Annotated in this window: 15 protein-coding genes; 14 read left to right on the top strand and 1 reads right to left on the bottom strand. The window is 39.0% G+C overall.

Features of this window, described 5'->3' with window-relative positions; all coding sequences use genetic code 11:
- The first annotated feature begins 104 nt into the window (after nt 1-104).
- The 9 genes from G3567_RS03605 to queA all read left to right on the top strand — a co-directional run bounded on the left by G3567_RS03605 (nt 105) and on the right by queA (nt 9,602).
- Nucleotides 105-1,184 carry a bifunctional 3-deoxy-7-phosphoheptulonate synthase/chorismate mutase type II gene (locus G3567_RS03605; RefSeq protein WP_164003961.1) on the top strand — a complete coding sequence of 360 codons (1,080 nt, stop codon included), beginning with the start codon at nt 105-107 and terminating at the stop codon, nt 1,182-1,184.
- A gap of 31 nt (nt 1,185-1,215) precedes the next feature.
- On the top strand, nt 1,216-2,172 hold the full coding sequence (gene rsgA, locus G3567_RS03610) for a ribosome small subunit-dependent GTPase A (protein WP_164003962.1): 957 nt from the start codon (nt 1,216-1,218) through the stop codon (nt 2,170-2,172).
- 1 nt (nt 2,173) lies between these two features.
- Complete coding sequence (dtd, locus tag G3567_RS03615; protein ID WP_164003963.1) at nt 2,174-2,626, top strand: D-aminoacyl-tRNA deacylase; 453 nt, start codon at nt 2,174-2,176, stop codon at nt 2,624-2,626.
- 40 nt (nt 2,627-2,666) lie between these two features.
- The gene (locus G3567_RS03620) at nt 2,667-4,565 is read left to right on the top strand and encodes a DUF3857 domain-containing protein (RefSeq protein WP_164003964.1); all 1,899 of its coding nucleotides are present in this window, start codon (nt 2,667-2,669) and stop codon (nt 4,563-4,565) included.
- A gap of 14 nt (nt 4,566-4,579) precedes the next feature.
- On the top strand, nt 4,580-6,547 hold the full coding sequence (locus G3567_RS03625; RefSeq protein WP_164003965.1) for a DUF3857 domain-containing protein: 1,968 nt from the start codon (nt 4,580-4,582) through the stop codon (nt 6,545-6,547).
- Nucleotides 6,548-6,550: 3 nt separating this feature from the next.
- Nucleotides 6,551-6,877 carry a nucleotide pyrophosphohydrolase gene (locus tag G3567_RS03630; RefSeq protein WP_164003966.1) on the top strand — a complete coding sequence of 109 codons (327 nt, stop codon included), beginning with the start codon at nt 6,551-6,553 and terminating at the stop codon, nt 6,875-6,877.
- Nucleotides 6,878-7,135: a hypothetical protein gene (locus G3567_RS03635; protein ID WP_164003967.1), complete on the top strand. Its 258-nt coding sequence runs from the start codon at nt 6,878-6,880 to the stop codon at nt 7,133-7,135. It abuts the gene before it with no gap.
- Nucleotides 7,136-7,223: 88 nt separating this feature from the next.
- On the top strand, nt 7,224-8,444 hold the full coding sequence (locus tag G3567_RS03640; protein ID WP_164003968.1) for a 3-phosphoshikimate 1-carboxyvinyltransferase: 1,221 nt from the start codon (nt 7,224-7,226) through the stop codon (nt 8,442-8,444).
- Nucleotides 8,445-8,552: 108 nt separating this feature from the next.
- Entirely contained in the window at nt 8,553-9,602 is a 1,050-nt protein-coding gene (gene queA, locus G3567_RS03645; RefSeq protein ID WP_164004302.1) for a tRNA preQ1(34) S-adenosylmethionine ribosyltransferase-isomerase QueA, read from the top strand.
- Nucleotides 9,603-9,659: 57 nt separating this feature from the next.
- Here queA and rlmH read toward each other — a convergent pair whose 3' ends face one another.
- A complete protein-coding gene (rlmH, locus tag G3567_RS03650; protein ID WP_164003969.1) occupies nt 9,660-10,133 on the bottom strand; it encodes a 23S rRNA (pseudouridine(1915)-N(3))-methyltransferase RlmH in 474 nt (157 codons plus the stop codon).
- A 47-nt stretch (nt 10,134-10,180) separates the two neighbouring features.
- On the opposite strand from rlmH, the gene nadC reads away from it, so the two are divergent.
- The 5 genes from nadC to priA are packed head-to-tail and all read left to right on the top strand — an operon-like array spanning nt 10,181 to nt 15,451.
- The gene (gene nadC, locus G3567_RS03655; protein ID WP_164004303.1) at nt 10,181-11,038 is read left to right on the top strand and encodes a carboxylating nicotinate-nucleotide diphosphorylase; all 858 of its coding nucleotides are present in this window, start codon (nt 10,181-10,183) and stop codon (nt 11,036-11,038) included.
- A gap of 1 nt (nt 11,039) precedes the next feature.
- Nucleotides 11,040-11,975, top strand: coding sequence for a YihY/virulence factor BrkB family protein (locus tag G3567_RS03660; protein WP_164003970.1), 936 nt, complete (start codon nt 11,040-11,042; stop codon nt 11,973-11,975).
- Between the two features lie 4 nt (nt 11,976-11,979).
- Nucleotides 11,980-12,540: a chalcone isomerase family protein gene (locus tag G3567_RS03665; RefSeq protein ID WP_164003971.1), complete on the top strand. Its 561-nt coding sequence runs from the start codon at nt 11,980-11,982 to the stop codon at nt 12,538-12,540.
- Nucleotides 12,541-12,543: 3 nt separating this feature from the next.
- Nucleotides 12,544-12,969 (top strand): DUF2147 domain-containing protein, encoded by a 426-nt coding sequence (locus G3567_RS03670; protein WP_164003972.1) that lies wholly within the window; start codon nt 12,544-12,546, stop codon nt 12,967-12,969.
- Nucleotides 12,970-12,988: 19 nt separating this feature from the next.
- The gene (gene priA, locus G3567_RS03675) at nt 12,989-15,451 is read left to right on the top strand and encodes a replication restart helicase PriA (protein WP_164003973.1); all 2,463 of its coding nucleotides are present in this window, start codon (nt 12,989-12,991) and stop codon (nt 15,449-15,451) included.
- The last annotated feature ends 20 nt before the right edge of the window (nt 15,452-15,471 follow it).

Raw genomic sequence — 15,471 nt, forward strand, 5'->3', positions numbered from 1 at the left:
AATTCAGAATGTATTCGTATTAAAAGTTTTTTATAAGAAGACCTCCCTTTTAAAACCAAGTCAATTGGCTTTTTTTTCTGATTTTAAAAGTTAATTTTGCAGGCATGGAAAATGACAAGACATTAAGAAACTGGTTAACGGAGATGAATCTGGATCATCCGTTGGTCATTGCAGGCCCTTGCAGTGCTGAAACTGAAGAACAAGTACTCACTATTGCCCATCAGCTCAAAGATTCTGATGCTACAGTCATGCGGGCTGGAATCTGGAAACCGAGAACCCGACCTGGAAATTTTGAAGGTGTTGGGGCTATTGGACTGGAATGGCTTAAAAAAGCTAAAAAAGAAACCGGACTGATGATTGCTACTGAAGTAGCCAACAAAACGCATGTTGACCTGGCACTCAAGGCCAATGTAGATGTTTTGTGGATTGGCGCCCGAAGTACTGTAAGTCCATTTATAGTACAGGAAATAGCAGATGCGCTTCAGGGAACCGATAAAATAGTTTTGGTAAAGAACCCGGTGAATCCAGACCTGGCCTTATGGCTTGGTGGGGTGGAGCGTCTTTACGCCGCCAATATCAAAAATCTGGGAGTAATCCACAGAGGCTTTTCTACTTACGAGAAAATTAAATACAGAAATAATCCGGAATGGCAAATAGCCATCGATTTGCAAAATCGATTTCCAGATTTACCTATCTTAGTAGACCCGTCTCATATTGCCGGAGCCAGAAATCTGATTTTTGACATCTGCCAAACCGCTTTAGACCTCAATTATGACGGTATGATTGTGGAAACCCACCATACGCCGGACAAAGCCTGGAGCGATGCTGCCCAGCAAATCACTCCGGAATATTTGAAGCAGATGACTATTGATCTGCGAATCAGAAAAAAACATGGTGCCGGAGAGTTCAACGAAAAGCTGAACGTCTTAAGGTCTAAAATTGATATAATCGACAATCAAATTATCGACTTTTTAGGGAAGCGTATGAGCGTTGCCGATGAGATTGGTGAGTTGAAAAAAGAAAATAATGTAGCTATTCTTCAGCCTGAACGCTGGAATAATGTATTGAACAAGTTAACTCTGGAAGGAGAAAAGAAGCAATTGTCCAAAGCTTTTGTAGAACGTCTTACCAAAGCCATACACGAGGAATCTATTGCGCATCAACATAAAATTATAAGTCAATAATGAAAATTGTAACCCCTTCAAAACTTAACTTATGAAAGCTGTTGTTTATAAATCTACGGGGAGTTGGTATTACGTTAAAGCGGAGGATGGAGAGATTTATAATTCCAGAATAAAAGGTAAGTTTAGGCTAAAGGGTATTAAAAGTACGAATCCTGTGGCAGTAGGGGACCATGTGGAAATCGATACCGAGAAAAAAGGGGATGAGACTATCGGCATCATCAAAGAGATTTACGACAGAAAGAACTACATCATCCGGAAGTCGGTGAATTTATCCAAGCAAACTCACATTATTGCGGCTAACATAGATGTGGCCTTTTTACTCGTTACACATAACAATCCGCCAACGAGCACCACCTTTATCGATAGATTTTTGGTTACTGCTGAAGCCTATCATATCCCAGTGGTGATTCTTATCAATAAAGTAGATGCCTATAGCCTGGAAGAATTTGCAGAAATGAAATATCTCGCTGAAATGTACAGGGAAATCGGGTATACCTGCATTGGGATTTCGGCTGAAACCGGTGAAAATATCGATCAGGTTAAAGCACTGATGAAGGATAAAGTAAGTGTTTTTGCGGGGCATAGTGGTGTTGGAAAGTCCACTCTGGTCAATGCCATAGAACCCGGGTTGAACATCAAAACTTCAGAAATTTCAGAGCAGCACAGGCAGGGACAGCATACCACTACCTTTGCAGAGATGCACGAGCTTCATTTTGGCGGGCAGATTATAGATACACCGGGAATTCGTGGTTTTGGTGTGGTGGATATCGATAAATATTCTTTAGACAATTATTTCCCGGAATTTTTCAAATTGAAGACCCACTGCAAATTCAACAACTGCATTCATGTGGAAGAGCCGCAGTGCGCAGTGAAAGACGCCCTGACAGAAGACGAAATTGCGTATTCAAGATATAAAAGTTACCTGCAGATTTTAGAAGGTGAAGAGGATGAGAGTTTCAGAAAAGACCCCTATCAAGATTTGAGATAATATGAAAATTGTACTGCAAAGAGTTAAGGAGGCTTCCGTTGAGATCGATCATCAAATCGCGGGCAGCATTCTTCATGGACTTTTGATTTATTTGGGCATTGAAGATGAAGATGCGCAGGAAGATATTGACTGGCTAGTCAAAAAGGTGATTCAGATGCGAATTTTTTCGGATGAAGAAGGAAAAATGAATCTGAATATCAGGGATGTTGAGGGAGAGCTTTTGATTGTAAGTCAGTTTACGCTTTACGCCTCTGTTAAGAAAGGAAACAGGCCTAGTTTTACTGACGCAGCGAAACCGGAATATGCCAAAAAGCTGTACCAAGATTTTATAGTGTCCATCAAGGATATATATCACAGTAATATACAGACAGGACGATTTGGCGCCAATATGCAGGTCTATTCCATTAATGATGGTCCGCTTACGTTTATATTGGATTCAAAGAATAAGACTTAAAATCACTTCAAATTTTAAGATTTTTTTTTACATTTGGAAGATGAAAAACTTATTCCTAAGTCTCACGATTTTATACTGTTCTTTTTTTTATGGCCAAGATGATTATTCCATAGTCAATTTGGATTCTAACTTAATAGAGCATGCTAATTCTGTCATTTTAAGTCAGGACATTGTTCTGGAAATTGATAGCTACAATTCAATGACGTATACAGAAAGCAGAACTGTAACTATTTTAAATAAGAAAGGTCTCTCTGCTATAAATGCCTATGCGTATTACGATGAATCCACAAAGATTAAGAACCTAACTTTAACGGTTTACAATACTTTTGGAGCAGAACTGCAAAAATTCAAAGAAAGAGACTTTGAGGATGTAAGTGTTGTGGGATCTGTCAGTTTGTATTCAGATAATAGGGTGAAGTATTTGAGTTATACGCCTTCCAGTTATCCCATCACATTGCTTTTTGAAAAGGAAGTAAAGACTTCAAACACTGCTTTTATAAGAAGTTTTCAGCCGATTATAACTTATGACCAATCGATTAAGAGATCAACTTATAAAATTCAAAACCACTCTGGGGAAACGCTCAGGACTTATTTTAATAAGTATTCTGAAAATGTAAGTCAGAAAGAACTAGATGAGAATACTGTCATGTATTCTTTTGAAAACCTGGAGGCGGTACCTCGTGAAGTCTATAGTCCATCTTTGGAAACATATACTCCACAGGTTATGTTTGCTCTAAACACGTTTGAACTGGAAGGTGAAAAAGGACAGGGAAACAATTGGGACATGTTCGGAAAATGGCAGTATGAAAATCTTCTTAAAGGTCTGGACGAACTGCCACAATCTACCGTCACTGAAATACAATCGCTAACTGCAGGCCTGCAGACTGATGTAGAAAAAGCGAAGGTGGTTTATGACTATGTACAGAAAAACACAAGATATATAAGCGTGCAAGTAGGTATAGGGGGATGGAAGCCCATTTCTGCAGCAGAAGTTGACGCAAAGAAATATGGTGATTGTAAAGGGCTTACTAATTATACCAAGGCATTACTTACTGCAGTAGGTGTACAATCCAATTATTGTGTAGTCCAGGCGGGTTCAGAAATTCAAGATTTAGAAGAAGAATTTACGTCTTTACAAGGCAATCATGTGATTCTTACCATACCTCAGGAAAACCAGGAAAATATTTGGCTGGAATGTACCAGCCAGGATATACCTTTCAATTTTTTAGGTACCTTTACAGATAACCGTAAAGTTTTGGCGGTAAAATCAACCGGAGGAGAGATTATCAAAACACCTTCATTTTCTGAAGAACATAATTACCAGTTTACTTCAGCAGAAATCATTTTAAAGGGTTCCTCCATCGAAGCTGAGGTTAAGATCTCTTCGAAAGGAAGTCAGTATTACAGAAAATATGGATTAAAGAAAGAGAATCCGAAGACTATAAAATCTCATTTCAAGTCTTACTGGGATAACCTTAAAGAACTTAAGATAGAGAACTATAAATTTGTAAACCATAAGGATAAAATAATTTTTGAAGAATTTGTTTCTATAAAAAACGATAACTACCTGAAGTTATATGGGGAAGACATTATCATGGATGTCAATCCTTTCAATAAGTTCGAGAATAATATCCCAAATTATGCAGAAAGAAAAACACCTTTTCTTGTTGAGAGAGGTTTTGTAGATGAAGACGAATTTATATTTAATATAGAGGGTTTGTCTGTTGAAACGGTAATGGATGATATCAATTTTGAATCTGAATTCGGGACCTATAGTCTTCATTTTGAAGTAGTAAATGAAAAACTTATAGTCAAGCGTTTTTTTAAATTAAATAAAAACAATTACGAAAAATCCACTTATCAGGATTTTGTAGATTTTTTCTCAACAATAAAGAAATTTGATAATACCAAAATCAGTCTAAAGCAAATTAAAACCTAATCAATTCTAATCTCATGAAACATCTTATCCTATGCACCTTACTAGTGTTTTCTTTTAACACTGGTTTTTGCCAAACACAAAGTCTTCAGGACGTTACAGTAGAAATGCTTAAAGAAACTCAAAGTCCTACCGATGAATTTGCAGATGCTGAAGTTTTATTCGAAAAGGGAGAAATTAAATTTACAGCCATTCGTAGCTGGAATTACGAATTTGAAGTAACCCGGAGGGTGAAAATATATACCAAAGAAGGATTTGATGCTGCTACGGTCAAAATTCCTTATTATGTGGGCGAATCTAATTCGGACAGAGAGGATATAAGTGGGATCAAAGCCTATGTCTATTATCTTGAGAATGATAAAATTGAAAGTGAAAAAATCAGAAACAAGGATATTTTTGATACCGACGAAAATTCAACATGGAAGGCTCATACCTTTACACTGCCAAATATAAAAGAAGGAGTTATTATTGAATATTCCTACACGAAAACTTCGCCTCACATAAATATGCTACCAGAATGGATTTTTCAAAATCAATACCCGACTCGCTATTCTGAATACACTACTGAAATTCCAATTGAATACCTGGGGTACAGTTTAAATACAAAAGGCTATTTGCCTTTTAAGACAAATAGAGAAGAACTTGAAGGCAGGTTAAAAGTATCTCGTAGCAGTGAAGCTACATCCATGGTAAAACATACGCATTATGCCAGCAATCTTCCTAAAATCGAAACTGAATCTTTTGTCAAAAACATAAAGGACTATTTGCCGACAATTGGATATGAGCTTTCCGCATACAGGGCAAGTACCTATGGGGAATTTGAACAGAGATCCGGCTCCTGGGGTGATGTAGTTAAAACCCTGGGTAAAACGGATTCATTCAAAAAGGAACTAAACCGGACAAAATATTTTGAAGGAGACCTTGAATTCCTGATAGGTGATATAAGTTCACCAAAGGAAAAAATGGAGGTCATATATGAGTATGTTAAAAATAAAATGACCTGGGATGGAAAAGAAAGACGTTATACGAGTGAAAAACTTGATAAAATCTATGAAACCGGTGTTGGAAATTCTGCGGATATCAATCTTATGCTTACTGCTATGTTAAGAGAAGCAGGGCTGGAGGCAAATCCCGTATTGTCAAGTACAGTGAGTAATGGTACAGCTCTATTTCCCTCTGTATCAGGTCTTAATTATGTATTCACCTCTGTCAATATCAATGACGAGATGTTCCTTCTGGATGCTACCGAAAAGTTTGCTGAGCCTAATATATTGCCAAAACGTGTCATGAATTGGCAAGGGATTGTAATGAAGACCGAGGATTATGAATCTTTGGATCTTACCCCGAAAATGAAATCCAAAAAGAAGTACCAGGTCCAGGCCAGCCTGGATGCGGTGGGGAATATAGAAGGTCTCTGCAGAATGGTCTCTTACGACTACTTCGGAATTAGAGCCAGAAAAAAAATTGAAAAGAAATCCAGTTCCGAGTTAAGGGAGGATTACGAAAGTGCTTTCAAATTCAAGGGTATTTCGGAAGTGTCTTCTTCCAATTTTAAGGAGTCTTCAAAACCACTTTTAGAGAGTTTTAAGTTTTCTTCAGAGGGCGATTTTGTTGAAAACATTGGGGACAAAATCTATGTAAGCCCTATGATGTTCATGAAGACCAATGAAAATCCGTTTAAAAAAGAGAAAAGAGATTATCCAATAGATTTTTACTTTCCACAGAATATAGACTATTTCATAAGTTTGAATATACCAGAAGGCTTCAAAATTGATTATTTACCTGAAAGTGTGGCATTGGATTTTGGCGACCAATCCCTGAAATTACTTTATCTTATCGAAGAAAACTCGGGGGTAATCAATATTAAAGTTACATTCGATATCAATGATACGTTTTATCTTCCTGAAAGATATCCAAACATAAGAAAATTCTATACAGATTTAATCAATAAAGAAAATGAGAAAATAGTTCTCGTAAAAATCTAATACATGAATATAAAAGAGGCTCAACTCGCTGTAGATGAATGGATAAAAGAACACGGTGTACGTTATTTCAATGAGCTTACCAATATGGCACAGCTCACGGAAGAAGTAGGGGAGGTGGCGAGAATTATCGCAAGACGCTATGGCGAGCAAAGTGAAAAAGAAAGTGACAAGTCCAAAGATCTTGGAGAGGAACTTGCAGATGTGGTCTTTGTTGTTTTATGTTTGGCAAATCAAACAGGAATCGATTTGCAACAGGCTTTTGATAAAAAGCTTGACCTGAAAACCAAACGCGATCACGATCGTCATCAAAATAACAAAAAACTCAAATAAATGTTTCAACGCGTAATTTCTACCAAAGGCTTCTGGCGATCTGTTGTTATTTTGGCTGCCGGATTCATTTTTATATACAACATCATCGACCTTTGGTTTGCCTATGATTTTAACTGGTCATCCTACTTTGAAAACAGATTGTCTAAAGAGAACCTGCTTCGGTTTTTTGTGGCCAATATCATGAGTGGTTTTGTATATGGCTTTGTGGTCACTTACCTTAAATTCAGGGGAAATATCAAAAAAAATGATGCCCAGTGAAACCAATGATGAACTTGTATCGAAGCTTGCACCTTTACAACTAATTCATTTTGGCAAGTGTGGCCATGAAAAACATTAAAACTAACACATGAAATTAAGTTTCTCTGCGCCTACGACTGAGCAATTTCAATTTGAAATTACGGGTTCCAAAAGTATTTCCAACCGCTACCTGATCTTAAATGCTTTATTTCCAAATTTGGAGTTGAAAGGCTTGTCCAACAGTGATGACACCAGGGTGCTTCAAAAAGCTCTGGCCAAGCCACTACAGGAATCCAAAGAAATCGATATTCACCATGCAGGAACGGCGATGCGATTTTTAACAGCCTATGTGTCTGCCATTCCCGGGGCTGAGGTTATCCTTACCGGAAGTGAACGTATGCAGGAGCGTCCCATCGGGATTCTTGTGGAAGCCCTGAGAGACCTGGGGGCAAGCATTGCATACGTCAAGAACGAAGGCTTTCCACCTTTAAAAATTACAGGGAAGTCTCTTCAGAAGGAAAGCATATCCATTCCGGCAGACGTAAGCAGTCAGTACATTTCGGCCTTAATGCTCATAGCGCCATCGTTTAATAACGGACTGACAATACGTCTAGAATCCAAAGTCACTTCCAAGCCTTACCTCAAGATGACGGCTCAGGCGCTTGCCTCTGTTGGGGTCGATGTTCATTTTGAAGATACTTCCATCACAGTGCATCCCAAAACTGAGATTCAGCCTACACAAATTTCAGTAGAATCTGACTGGAGTTCGGTCTCTTATTTTTACAGCTGCTTAGCACTTATGCAGGCAGGAAGCATGGAGATTTCTACGTTTTACAGAGATAGTCTTCAGGGCGATTCGAAGGTGGCTGAGTTCTATGCCCTCCTTGGAATTAAGACGAAATTTAACCGGGAGTCTATTCAGCTTTCAAAAGTAGATGATTTTAAGCTGCCTCAGAAAATCGAATTGGATCTCAACGACACTCCGGATCTGGCACAGACCATAGCAGTGAGCTGTTTAGGACTGGGTATTGGATGTTATTTAACCGGGCTTCACACTTTAAAAGTTAAAGAAACCGACAGACTGGTAGCGCTTAAAACCGAAATTAAAAAATTTGGTGCAGAGGTCACTATAACCGACGAATCCCTGCACTTAAATCCAAGTTCTGGATTGAATTCAGACGTAAGAATAAAAACCTATCAGGACCACAGGATGGCTATGGCTTTTGCACCTCTGGCCATAAAAACCGACTTGGAAATTTTGAATCCCGAAGTGGTATCCAAGTCTTTTCCAGATTTTTGGGAAAATATGAAAGTGCTGGGTATACAGTAAAGACAGAGATTGGACTGTCATTAAGGTAAATAAACTATAAATTACTTGACAACGCCTATCTCGCGGTCGTATATTTGCACTCTTTAAAAAAACAAGACTATTATGGGAATGAAACTTTCACAATTCGAATTTACTTTACCTGAAGATCTTTTGGCAGAATTTCCGTCGGAGCACAGGGATGAAGCCAAATTAATGGTGGTAAATCGTAAAGATGGTTCTATTGAGCACAAAACGTTTAAAGACGTCATCGATTATTTTGAGGAAAAAGACGTCATGGTGTTCAATAATACCAAAGTTTTCCCCGCGAGATTATACGGAAATAAAGAAAAAACCGGTGCAAAAATTGAAGTCTTTCTGCTGAGGGAACTCAATCCGGAAACCCGTCTTTGGGATGTACTTGTGGATCCTGCAAGGAAAATAAGAATTGGAAACAAGCTTTATTTTGGAGAAGACGAAAGCCTGGTTGCCGAAGTGATTGATAATACCACCAACAGGGGGAGAACACTGCGTTTTCTTTATGACGGGTCTTACCAGGACTTTAGAAATAAACTGACCGAACTTGGCCAGACACCACTTCCTAAATACATCAAGCGAGATGTCGTGCCGGAAGATGCTGAGCGTTACCAGACGATTTATGCCAAAAACGAGGGTGCTGTTGCAGCACCTACAGCCGGACTTCACTTTTCAAAACATCTGTTGAAACGTTTGGAAATCAAAGGAGTTGACTTTGCAGAAGTGACTTTACACATAGGTCTTGGCACCTTCAATCCCGTAGAAGTCGAGGATTTGTCTAAACATAAAATGGACAGTGAAGAGATTATGATCGATAGCAAAGCGACGAGCATTATCAACAATGCGAAATCTGAAAAAAGAAGAATTTGTGCTGTAGGGACTACAGTCATGAGAACTTTGGAAAGTGCTGTAAGCTCAAACCAGAGATTAAATGAATACAATGGCTGGACCAATAAATTTATTTTTCCACCTCACGATTTTAGTATTGCCAATTGCATGATTACTAACTTCCACATGCCAAAATCCACCTTATTGATGATGATTTCTGCATTTGCAGGTCATGATTTGATGGAAAAGGCTTACAAAGAAGCCATTAAGGAAAAATATAAATTCTATTCTTACGGCGATGCGATGCTGATTTTATAGTCGTCAAATTAAAATTAAGGGAGAAAGCTGGCTTATGTGATGTAGGTCGGCTTTTTTTTATTCATGATGGTAGGGCAGATTGCCTAAAATAGTGAAGGCCCTGTACAACTGCTCGGTAAAAAACAGCCGGATCATTTGATGAGAAAATGTCATTTTGGAAAGCGATAATTTTTGATTGGCTCTGGCATAAACGTCAGGGGAAAACCCGTAAGGTCCGCCAACGACAAAAACAAGATTTTTCAGGCCCGAATTCATGCGTTTTTGGAGCCAGCCTGCCAGTTTGACTGAGGAATATTCCGTGCCGATTTCGTCCAGTAACACCACAAAATCTGAACTCGAAATTTTTTTCAGAATCAGTTCGCCTTCCTTATCCTTTTGAAGTTCGGTCTCCATATGTTTTCTTTTTTTGAGATCGGGAATAATGCTGATTTCAAAATTTACAAAATGCGACAGACGCTTTTTGTAATCGCTGATTAGGGCATCCAGATGGCGGTTATCTGTTTTACCTACGAGGATTAAGGTGATGGTCATCCGTATAAAAAAGTTTAACTTTGTTCGAGTCAAAAATAGAGAACCAAATGATTAGCGAAAAGCAATTGGCAGAAGAAATCCGGATTCTTATTGAAAATGCGATCCGGGAAGATGTAGGAGAAGGGGATCACTCCAGCCTGGCCTGCATTCCCGAATACGCTGTCGGTAAAGCCAAATTACTTGTAAAAGATATGGGTATTCTGGCTGGAGTTGAGTTTGCAAAGCAGGTTTTCAATCATGTGGACCCTTCCTTAGAAGTCGAAACCCTGATGAAGGACGGAGACACGATGACTCACGGAGATATTGCTTTTTATGTCTCTGGTTCAAGTCAGTCTATCCTTAAAGCTGAACGTCTGGTGTTAAATGCCATGCAGCGCATGAGTGCCATTGCTACTAAAACGCAAAAGTTTTCCAGATTGCTTGAAGGCTTTAAAACGCAGATTCTGGACACGCGAAAAACCACCCCCGGATTTAGAGCTTTGGAGAAGCAGGCTGTTAAAATCGGCGGAGGCGAGAACCATAGATTTGCCCTTTATGATATGATTATGCTGAAAGACAATCATATCGATTTTGCTGGAGGCATATCTAAAGCCATTCAAAAAACCCTGAAGTATCTGGAGCATAAAAACTTAGATTTAAAAATTGTAGTAGAAGCAAGATCAATTTCAGAAGTCCAAGAAATTTTGAAGTCTGAGGGTGTATATAGAATATTGCTGGATAATTTCAGTTACGAAGACACCCGGGAAGCGGTGAACATAATCGGATCTAAATGCTTAACCGAATCCAGCGGTGGGATTACATTGGAAAATGCCAAGAATTATGCAGAATGTGGAGTTGATTACATCTCTAGCGGAGCCCTCATACATTCGGTTCATAATTTGGATCTAAGTCTAAAAGCTGTATAAGATGGCTACCGAAATAAGCGATACCCTTAAAAAAATCCCAGTAATTTCCAAAATTGCATACTGGGCAAACCAGAAAAATTTACGAGGTCGCCAAGGGTTTACACTTTACGATTTATTAAGTTTATATACCCTTGGGATTTTAAAAGGAACCTTTTCTACGAGAGCAAGCGCCATTGCCTTTAGCTTTTTTATGGCCATCTTTCCTTTTTTGCTTTTCATACTGAATCTGATCCCCTTTGTCTGGTTTATCGATGATTTTCAACAGGAATTACTCAATTATCTCGAAAATTTGCTCCCTCCCCAAACCTCTGGGATGTTTCAGGATATTTTTTACGATATCGCCAATAACCCCCGGGCAGGATTGCTTTCCTTTGTTTTTTTACTCTCCATCTTTTTGATGTCTAACGGGGTCAATGCTATTTTTACAAGCTTTGAATTCTCTTACCATACCCAAATCAACAGACCGTTTTTAAGACAATACTTCGTGGCTGTAGGGGTTGCTATCATCGTAGCTATTTTGCTTTTGATTGCCGTGATAGCCACCGTTTATTTCAGTTTTCTGATAGATCAGTTTAAAAGTATTGGTGTGGTAGGCGATTCGCTTTTGCTGGTCAAATACGGTCGTTTTGCCATTCTGATTCTGGTTCTGGTCCTTGGAATCTCTACGCTCTATTACTTCGGAACCAAAGAAGGAAAGAAAACCCGTTTTTTTTCACTGGGCTCATTTTTCACCACCATTTTAATCATCCTGACCACTTATTTATTTTCTGTTTATGTTGAAAATTTTAGTGCGTATAACAAACTATATGGTTCGATTGGTGCATTATTAATACTCATGTTATATATTTGGTTAAACTCCAATATTCTTTTATTGGGGTTCGAATTAAATGGCTCACTGTATAACTTAAAACAAAAATCCCAAACCTTAAAAAATTAAATTTATGAAAACAGGCTTTTTTATGATTGTGGCTTTCTTTATAACAATATCTGCTTTTGCTCAAACAGAAATTGCTGGTGTTGTACTACCAAATACGTTTGAAATTGGCGAAACCCAGTTGAATCTAAACGGTGCTGGTGTACGAGAAAAATACTGGATGGATATGTATGCAGGAGGACTTTACACCGCCGAGGAAATGAATGCGGCGCCAAATGTAAGGAATGCAGATGTGCCCATGGTTATAAAGCTTCATATTGTTTCCGGATTGATTTCCAGTGACAAAATGAGTTCTGCTGTGGAAGATGGTTTTGAGAATTCTACAGACGGCAATACGAAAGCTTTCAGACCTAAAATCGATAAATTCAAAGCATTCTTTTCTGAAGAAATCACCAAAAATGATGTGTTTGATATCAGTTACACTCCTGGAACCGGGATTGTCGTTTTTAAAAATGATAAAGAACTGGGAAGGATTGAAGGTTTAGATTTCAAAAAGGTATTGTTTGGAATCTGGTTCGGCGAAAAGCCTGCCGATAAAGATTTGATGGAAGGGATGTTAAACCAGTAGTCCATGAAATTAGTCATGATTTGCATAGGTTTCCTTTATGGAAACCTTATTTTTTCTCAGGAAGTCTTTGGGGAATGGAAAACCATAGATGAGGATACCGGTGTTGCCAAATCCATTGTTGAAATTTATGAAAAAGACGGAGAGGTTTATGGTAAGGTAAAAAAGATTCTTAGAGAAGATAAAAGAGACCTGCGGTGCACTAAATGTAAGGGCGATTTAAAAAACCAGAAAATAGAACATATGGTTATTTTAAGAGGCCTTTCTAAAAAGGGCGAAAAATATACCGGAGGAAAAATAACGGATCCTGAAAAGGGTAAAACCTACGATGCCAAGATTTGGATTGAAGAGGGTAAGCCCAATACCTTACTGGTAAGAGGCTATGTTGCTTTTTTTTACAGAACCCAGAAGTGGAAGAGAGTTGAGAAATAAATTCTAATACGTTGTTTTCATGCCTTTCTATATCGATGTCATTGTTCCCTTAGCTTTAGATCAAAGATTTACCTATTCCATTACAGATGAGGAAAGACAGCGTCTCGAACTTGGAATGCGCGTGGCCGTTCCTTTTGGTAAACGAAAGGTCTATACCAGTATCGTTGCCCATATACACGAGAAGCCACCTTTGCGCTATGAAGCCAAACCTGTGGAAGAATTGCTGGATAATACCCCTACGGTAACAGCTTACCAGCTTAAACTTTGGAAGTGGATGGCCGATTATTATCTATGCACGGAAGGAGAAATCTTAAAATCAGCTCTGCCCAGTGCGCTTTTGATTGAAAGTGAAACGGTTATTGAGCCTCATCCAGATTTTGACCTTACAGCAATCGATGAAGCTGAAGAACTGAATGACAGCGAATACTTAATTCTTCAGGCGCTTCAGAAACAAAGTCTTTTGAAAATCAGTGAGATTATCCTGATTCTTGATAAGAAAACTATTTTTCCGGTCATCAATGCTATGGCCGAAAAAGGGATGATTCTCATCAATCAGGAACTCAACAGGCAATACAAGCCCAAACTCCAGAAATATATCAAACTTGCCGACCATTTTGCATCTGAAACCGAATTGCCAGGTCTTCTGGAAAGCCTTGAACGGGCCAAGAAACAAAAGCAGGCACTGCTGAAATTGTTTAGTCTTGAAGCTCAGACAAAACAACCCGTTTCCGCCAAAGTCTTAAAAGAAGAAGCAGGAGTTTCTGAAGCGGTGGTCAAAGCCTTGGTGGATAAATCGATTTTTGAAGAATATTACGTCAGGAAAGACCGGGTCGTGTATCAGGGAGAGGCCTCCAGTTCAAAAATAAATCTGAATGAATACCAGCAAAAAGCTTTGGAAGACATCGAACATGGCTTTGAGAAACTGCCCGTATGTTTATTGAAGGGGGTAACCTCCTCAGGGAAAACTGAAGTTTACATCAAGTTGATAGAAAAAGTGGTTAATCAGGGAAAACAGGTTCTTTACCTGTTGCCTGAAATCGCCCTGACCACCCAGCTTATTCAGCGGTTACAGGATTTTTTTGGCGATGAAGTCCTGGTTTACCACAGCAAATACTCCGTTAATGAAAGGGTGGAGGTTTACAGGCACATTCTCGAAGACAGCAAGGGCAAAATTGTAATCGGAGCTAGGTCCTCCATCTTTTTACCCTTTCAAAATCTTGGTCTGGTCGTGGTGGATGAGGCTCACGAGAGCAGTTTTAAACAATTTGATCCGGCTCCCCGTTATCACGCCAGAGATACGGCGATTGTCCTGGCTTCTTTTTTTAAGGCAAAAACACTTCTGGGAACCGCAACGCCGAGTCTTGAAAGCTTCTATAATGTGAAGCAGGATAAATACGCTTTTGCACAGCTCAGCAGACGCTTTGGCAATGTCGTTCCACCCAAAGTAGAATTAGTGGACTTGAAAGATCAGCAGAGAAAACAGAAAATGACAGGGCATTTCTCTGAAACCCTGATTAAGGCTATTGAAACGACTTTAAAAGAAGGGCAGCAGGTTATTCTTTTTCAAAACCGGAGAGGATATTCACCGATTTTGGAATGTAATACCTGCGGACATGCTCCCCAATGCCCTAACTGTGATGTGAGTCTTACCTATCACAAGCACAATAACACACTGAGGTGTCATTACTGCGGTTATCATATTGCTATGCAAACCAAATGCATGGCCTGCGGTTCCAACGATATAACGACCAAAGGTTTTGGTACCGAACAAATCGAGACTGAACTGAATTCCCTCTTTGAAAACAAAGTCATCAAACGCATGGACCTGGACACCACGCGTGGGAAATATGCGTATGAAAAGATTATATCCGCGTTTGAGAATCGCGAGATCGATATACTGGTTGGAACTCAGATGTTAACCAAAGGTTTGGATTTCAGGCATGTGAAACTTGTGGGGGTGATGAATGCCGATAGTTTGTTAAACTTTCCGGATTTCAGAGCTCATGAGCGAAGTTTCCAATTACTGGTTCAGGTTGCGGGCAGAGCAGGACGAACGGAGGAGCAGGGACAGGTTCTCATTCAAACCTACAATCCCTATCATCGTATTTTACAGCAGGTAACCACCAACAGCTATGATGAAATGTTTAAAGAACAACTGGATGAAAGGCGACATTTCAAATATCCGCCCTTGTATAGAATGGTAAAAGTCACCTTCAAATCCAGAGATCTTAACAAGCTCAATCAAGCTTCAGACTGGCTTGCGCTGTATTACAGGCAAATTTTCACAAGCCATGTTTTAGGGCCTGAATTTCCGGGTATATCCAGAATTAGAAATGAATATCATAAGAATATTTTAATCAAAATTCCCCAGGAGCAATCTCTGTCTAAAACAAAATACTATCTGAAAACGGGGGTAGACAAGTTCAAATCTATAGCCCAGTTCCGATCTGTTAAGGTGATTTTAAATGTTGATCCCTATTAATAATTTCCTCAAAGTATCAT

Origin of the sequence: Psychroflexus aurantiacus, assembly GCF_010820555.1 — a bacterium.
In the GTDB taxonomy this organism is placed as follows: Bacteria; Bacteroidota; Bacteroidia; order Flavobacteriales; family Flavobacteriaceae; genus Psychroflexus; species Psychroflexus aurantiacus.